The organism is Microcystis sp. Msp_OC_L_20101000_S702 (assembly GCF_007095705.1).
GTDB classification, from domain to species: Bacteria; Cyanobacteriota; Cyanobacteriia; order Cyanobacteriales; family Microcystaceae; genus Microcystis; species Microcystis ichthyoblabe_A.
Genome location: NZ_SFBO01000119.1, coordinates 1 through 4,375 on the forward strand (window position 1 = coordinate 1; position 4,375 = coordinate 4,375).

The 4,375-nt window shown below is 55.0% G+C and carries 1 protein-coding gene; it reads right to left on the reverse strand.

Going from position 1 to position 4,375, the window contains the following annotated elements:
- Positions 1-211 precede the first annotated feature (211 nt).
- Positions 212-2,122, reverse strand: a complete 1,911-nt coding sequence (locus EWV60_RS12665; RefSeq protein ID WP_287232596.1) for a DEAD/DEAH box helicase family protein — start codon at positions 2,120-2,122, stop codon at positions 212-214.
- Between the last annotated feature and the right edge of the window lie 2,253 nt (positions 2,123-4,375).

A 4,375-nucleotide genomic window follows, 5' to 3' on the forward strand; every position in this document is an offset into this window, starting at 1 on the left:
TCTCCCGTGATCGCAATCGCTTTGGCCATGGCATGGACCCTCCATGCCATCTTGAATCACACCCGCGAGCCGAGGGGAATCCCCCGCGAGTCAGTGACAACGGCCTTTGGTATTACGCCTTCACATTTTTCGCTACTTTTTTGGACAGGCGAGAGAAATTGCACCCCCAGAGACACAGACCTGTGTGCATCCGAGGGTGCTTAGTGCTCAATCAAGCCGTGAAGGCCAGCTCATACTCATTGTTATCGTTGTCAGCATGCGGCCAAACCGAGCGTTCAAAGCGGCTCGGCTTGCCCCGACCACCGCCTTTGATGAAAGTCCAACCGCCTTCGGCCATCGCTTGCTTAACGAACGGATCGCTTAGATAACGACCGCCGTGCTTGCTGAAGTCGATCCCGGTCAACTCCTTGATCCTCGCAGTGGTAAGGGTGCTGTCGGGGCTGGAGAAGAGAACAGCGGCGAGGCCCGTCGCACCCCCACGCTCAGCTTGAAGCCGAAGCCTGACAGACTCGTCCTGTGTGATCCGAGCGCCAGGAAACAGGCGACCGTGATGCTCCATGAACCACCTGAAGTCCGTGGTAACAAACAGGCGCTGTTTCCCGCATTCGCCATCCGCCGAGATGTTCCGGGCTGACCCACGCATGGCCAGTTGCACGATCCACCGAGCAAGGTGGCCGTTCTCCAACTGCTTGAGAGTAGCTTCGGGACTGTTCGGGCTTTGTATCCGTTCAAGCAGGTCAGAGCTCGAAGGCTTGCCCTGAAGAGCCAGATTGATAGCCACCATCGTCCGTTTTGGCAGATGGAAGGCACCGAACAGAAAGACCGCAGACGCATTGCGCCATTGGTTCGACCCGATGCCTGCACCCCAGTTGATGAAACAGACCTTCCGCCCATCAAGGTCGTAGGCTTGGCCATCATCGAAGGATGCGTTGCCGGGTAGGAAGGCACTGTCGAGCAAGGCCTTGTGGGTAACAACAAGGACGAGCTCACCCGGCGTAGTATGAGCGAGGACCGTTTCCCGAATGTACGCAGCATAGTCGCTGGCACCCTTGGGTGACCTCACAATCTGGCTGATCCGCTCCTGCGGACCAATCAGGCTGATCGGAGGGGCCAACACACATATGTCCAGGTTTGCGTAGGAGAGCGTTGGGGTAGACACCGTCGCCCTCCACCCTGCTACATCGTTGACCCCGTCGATCCCAGCGGTAGCGTCGAGCAAGATCGTGCCTGGAAGAATAGGCAGGTCATGATGATAACCCATGAAACGCCGTCCTTCCTTGCCGCCGACCCAATTGGCAACGAAGGCATTCCCCTTGGCGAGGCAACGGGCTAACCCAATGACTTTGCTGAGGTGGCCCCCCTCGCTGGCGTGGAAGAGTTGTGAAGCTTCCGCTGAATCAAACCAGGGGGACAGGCTCTTGATTAGCGGGCAGTAAGGCCTGTTGCCATTGTCGTTGGCAGCCCACCTACGGTCTGCGAAGCGATACAACTCGTCGACCGCTCGGAAGGCGTCACTCTCACATCCATATTCCGACATGACCGAGTCTCGTGCTTTGGCGATGTCTCCGAGGTCCAGATCGAAAACCGCAACCTCTTGGATTCGTTCATCAATTATGGTCAGTGTGCGCTCGCTGTTATTGTATCGCAGAGCAAAACCGCTAGCGTGTCTCTTGTAGAGTTTATGGGTGACAACGACGATACGGTGGATGGCTAAATCGTTTAGATAGAACCGAGCATTGTGCTTATCTCCTTGCTCGGGTCTGGCTTGATCGTGCTCGCTGGTCCAGATGGCGACGTCACCATAGGCGCTGAACTCCTTCAGCTGCTGGTAAACCGCGTCTGCCTGCTTGATAGTCTCACAGACGAACAGAACGCTCGTTCCAGTCCCCGCTTCGATGAGGGCAGTGGCCAGAGCGATGGAGCAGGTCGATTTGCCTGAGCCGGTTGGAGCAGGGACAACCCTATGGCAAGTCTTGAGATTTTGCCTGTCCTCGATAGCCAGGATCCCGGCCCTGAGGATCGCTTCGGCAACCTGTCTGTCTAGAACGGTTGGGCGATGCGCACGAGAGTTGTGAATGTTTTCGAGGTTACGCCAGTATGTTGAATCGAGTTGTTTTAACAAAATCATACCTATTCATGTTTGAGGGAGGGAAACTCCCCCAATGTGCTATATACAAATAGGGAAATGGGGGAGTTTAGGCACTTTCCGGATCCAAAGAATCGATCCAAATTCAGAGTTCAAACCAAGGCTAAGACCTGAGTTTTGTTCTTTTATTTGTTATTATATGAGCTAGGCATCCGCGCTTAATCTCGAAGTCATCGGAAGCTACAGCCAACCAGCGACCCTACAGGGCGTGGTGGATTGGTGGGCCTTGTGTGCTCGTGGCTAGTGGGGGCCTTAATGCTAGCGGTTATCGCAACCCACAATCGCTGTTGTGATGGTGGCTTGATCACTGCTAGTGGGGATTGGAATCTTTGAGACCTACCCTGGCCATGCGACGAGGGGTTATCGACCGGCGAGTCCCGCTGTATCGCAGCCTGTTATCGGCTCAAGGCAGTGCCGATGCTTGCCCAATTGGCAATCGTCGTGCGCTCTTGGCTAGTGGGCACCTAAATCCTAGCGCTTAGTCAAACTAGGACAGGAAGCAGCGATTTTCGCTTGGCCATAGCTAGTGGGCATGGAAATCAAAAGCCTTAGCGAAACCAGCTCAATTGTCGTGCCGGAGAGCCTATGGTTCCACCGCATTGCTGCCTAGCACTCGTCAGCTTCGGGCTTGCGGTACTTCACATCGGCAAACGGCTCGGTGTCCCGGAGATCGCATCAGTTACCCCGGTTCAGTCCCCTGCGATGGCCTGATTTCGCACGGGTACTCAAATCGGTAGTGCCTTGTAAGTCAAGTCGGTTAACGCTGGTAAACCATTACAATCAATGTTCATTCATAGTGCTGTGGAGCAAGAGGCAGGGATGACGGCTGGAGGATATTCAGCGGGACCGAGCAGGGAGCAGCTAAGGGCCTGTGTAGAGGCGGTAAGGCAGCTGTGACGCTCTGGTCCAGACCTGCACCGACCATCCAACCCGAGCGACTTCCCTGAGTTGATCGGTATCAATGTCCGGCATTCCGAGAACAGTAGCCTGAACGAGGATGCCATAGGGGCATTCTCAACGGTGCTGGAGTTCAGAAGGTCGGAGGTTGCTTCAAATGGCCGTCAGACGCATCAAGTGTCTCGTAGATGAATGGCAACCGGGGGCCTCAGGGTCTGAAACCTCCGAGGGCTTCTCAATCTTCGTCGTCATCGGTCTTGTGCGAGAACCGGAAGGAAGGTCAACAACCGAGATCACCTTTGTGTTTGACCGAGGGACAGCCGAGGCGTTCTACGAAGACGACTGCAAGCACAATGCTAGCTCAGCACTACTTCAAGTCGCTCCAGTCCCCCATGGGCAACTTTGGGTCCTTCGGTCGACTGGGCCGATCCCAACAGAATGGGAGCAGGTAACGCTTTCGACGCTAGATACGCTCTTGAAGACGTGATGTGCTCGCTTTAGTTCGAAGCCATGCCGTCAGCCGGTTCAAGGCTGTTAAGGGTAAGCTGAAGGCGGCGTGAGGGACCCCGTTTGCTTCATCGCAGACTTGGGAAGTCCCCTCGATCAGCGTGGCGCTGCGGTTTCCCCCCCCCTCGGGGCCGTGCGCAATCACTGCGCTGACTGTCACAGGTCCGTCGGTGTTCATAAGGCCCAGATGGACCAGTTGTACACGATACTTCAATGCTTCCGATGCCGAGTTCGCATGAGGGCGGCCAAGCGTGCGATGCGTCTATAGATCAGGCGAACAGGGGCTGACAGGTCAATGACCATGTCGAAGCCCTTCACAGTCGAGTTGATGTCCCGTGATTTCAGATCGGCGATTAGTATCAGAGACGATCTATCCCTATCCATCAGGCCATCGAGCTTCCGTCGAAGCCTGTCCATGTCTTCCGAACGATGGGGCTCAACGATGGCGATCATGGTTGGACTTGTGATAGCTAGAACTTCATGCAAGTGGTCTGAAGATGTAGCTACCGTATTTCTGAGCCCACAATCACACAGCTCATCACAAAGCTCGTAAGGCAGCCAATCATTCACGCCTACGAGCAGCACACTGATAACGTTGATTTGTTTGATAATGAACATAGCTGTGCGCCTTTCTGCGGAACAGGCAAGAAAGCGCCCTTGCGGTTCTATGATAATCCTATCCGAAGTAGGCGTATATCTTTAAAGGTGTGATACCAACGGCCCTCATGACTGACCGATGTGTGCCCAGTCTCGTAGTCCGATGGACGTGATGGCTTCGGGCAGCTTGATCAGCTTGTTCCACGCCTCGCACGACGCTTCGATGAT